The sequence below is a fragment of the Arthrobacter sp. E44 genome, from assembly GCF_041877125.1.
GTDB lineage: Bacteria > Actinomycetota > Actinomycetes > Actinomycetales > Micrococcaceae > Arthrobacter.
Window position 1 is genome coordinate 1 of record NZ_JBHDJA010000053.1, and the last position, 1,984, is coordinate 1,984.

Below are 1,984 nucleotides of genomic sequence, written 5' to 3' on the forward strand. Positions count from 1 at the left end.
AGACGCGGCAGGAACAAGTAAGGAAGTGGGCAGATCTCATGGCCACCGGCGGGCAGTTCTGCTGGCCGCCAGCGGGCACTTTCGTGGCCGCCTATGGGCAGTTTTTCATGGCCGCTAACACGGGAGATTGTCATTAAGACGGGGTTGAAACGCACGACCTTGTACAGGCACTTGCCGCCCCGCATCTGATCCCGTTTGATAGCGCCCTTATGGCAGCTACCAGATGACTTCACCAGCTACATATCCACGAAGCACCAGTCTTATTGCGGCCCTTTCGTTGGCTCGACACCAATAGCGGTACCGGTTGTCCTGGACGGTGATCCAAGTTCCCTGGCCATCCTCTTCGCGCGAGTCGAACATCCTTAGCAGGGCCCTCGATCCCACCTCTGGTAGAAGCATCTTCAGTCCGGACTCGTGATCATCCCACTCCGTGAAGGACCTCACGTCGGATTTGGGGGCCGTGTCAAGGCGAAACCAACGCACGCTCGTCGGCGCACCGTACTGCGGGTCGGCAAGGTCATACATTGCATGCCCTCGTGCGAGCTTGGTTATGACTGCCGAAAGGCTCTCTGCACTCGGACCTGAATTCCACGTGGTGTCAATCGACGAGAGCGCAAGTTTAAGCCTTTCAGCTAGGCGGAGGTTAGCGGTGATAGCCCTGCGGACGCCCTCCCGCTCGATGAGTGCAGGATCGACCGCGCCGACAAGGGCGCTATCGAGCAGGCATGCGACGTACAGCTCGTCGGCTGAGGTTCCGTTGTTGCATCGGAAACAGGAATAAACAGTCGCGAGGTTCAGTGGGTATGGCCGGTCTAGGAAAGTTCTTGCAGGAACGTGCTCAACGGTCCTTGTGCTTTGGGATAGAGGCGTGCCGCAGGAGTAGCACCATTCCTCGAGCCTCAAGTCCGCGAAAGGTGTCTGTTGCCGCATTATGAGGTCCTATTCATGGAATGCGGACGCTGTTGATGGTTTCCTCGATGCGCTCCGCTATCGTGCCAGCATCCTCATGACTCCAGAAGCGAAGGACGGTCCAGCCTTCCGTCTGAAGCATTTTTGTGGTTTCGATGTCTCGAAAACGGTTGCGTTCCAATTTGGCCACCCAGTACTCGGCGTTTGCGCCGGGAGCGCGATAGTGGGACGGGCAACCGTGCCAGAAACAGCCATCGATGAAAACTGCAACCTTAGATCGTGAGAAAACTAGATCTGCGGTACGCCTCAACGCTGGTATTGGCCGTTGACTAACTCGATATCGGAACCCTCTGGAGTGAAGAATCTTGCGCACGGCCACCTCGGGCTTGGTATCCCTTGATCGGTTGCCCTGCATTGCTTTCCTGATCGCAGGACTTGTGGCCCAAGATGGCTCCATAGTGCCCAATCTACGCCGTAAGTGGCCCCTCAAAGCGGTTGTCAGTCATCTCCTTCAACCGATGCGTCGTTCAGGTCTTCTTGCTGGCCGGTGGGGTCGGAGTGCTCATAGAGAACGGAGCCAACCAGGTTTTCCACCTGAATCGCTGCCGGATTTGGGGACGGCCGGCCTTCGACATGGGCGAGTCTGACTGCCGATATGTACGCAAGACGCACGGCCTGAATAACGAGGACTCTTCGCAAGCCTTCGGAGACTTCACCTCGTTCCCTGGCCACGGCGGCCAATCGTGAGATGGTCTCGGCGCGGCGCGCAATTCGAATATCCGGGTGGCTCCGGTCTTCACGAATCTCATCGGTGATGAGGGGTCGGCGCAACGACGGGGGCATGGTCACACGTTCTGAGATTGGCGGGATCTTCTCGTTCAGAATCGCTTTGAACCTTGAGTTATCGATGGCGTCAAGGTAGGCGGTGTACTCCAAGGCATCCAGGTGCTTTTTGGGACTGCTGAAGGTTTAGTTGACAGCTGGGGTTGATAATTTCTTACGCGGCTGAGGCCGCGTTTTTTATTGTCTCAAACTCGATGGGTGTCAGCCGGCCGAGGGCGCGTTGACGGCGTTT

Annotated in this window: 3 protein-coding genes; all 3 read right to left on the minus strand. The window is 57.1% G+C overall.

Annotated elements, in window-relative coordinates; genetic code table 11:
* Positions 1-216 precede the first annotated feature (216 nt).
* The 3 genes from ACETK3_RS21255 to ACETK3_RS21265 are packed head-to-tail and all read right to left on the minus strand — an operon-like array spanning position 217 to position 1,845.
* Positions 217-930: a hypothetical protein gene (locus ACETK3_RS21255; protein ID WP_373993590.1), complete on the minus strand. Its 714-nt coding sequence runs from the start codon at positions 928-930 to the stop codon at positions 217-219.
* Between the two features lie 13 nt (positions 931-943).
* On the minus strand, positions 944-1,366 hold the full coding sequence (locus ACETK3_RS21260; protein ID WP_267785025.1) for a very short patch repair endonuclease: 423 nt from the start codon (positions 1,364-1,366) through the stop codon (positions 944-946).
* 41 nt (positions 1,367-1,407) lie between these two features.
* On the minus strand, positions 1,408-1,845 hold the full coding sequence (locus tag ACETK3_RS21265) for a hypothetical protein (RefSeq protein WP_373993591.1): 438 nt from the start codon (positions 1,843-1,845) through the stop codon (positions 1,408-1,410).
* Between the last annotated feature and the right edge of the window lie 139 nt (positions 1,846-1,984).

Excerpts from the sequence above, each read along its gene's own strand:
- ACETK3_RS21255 (WP_373993590.1), bottom strand. The coding sequence starts at position 930 with ATGCGGCAACAGACACCTTTCGCGGACTTGAGGCTCGAGGAATGGTGC.
- ACETK3_RS21260 (WP_267785025.1), bottom strand. The coding sequence starts at position 1,366 with ATGGAGCCATCTTGGGCCACAAGTCCTGCGATCAGGAAAGCAATGCAG.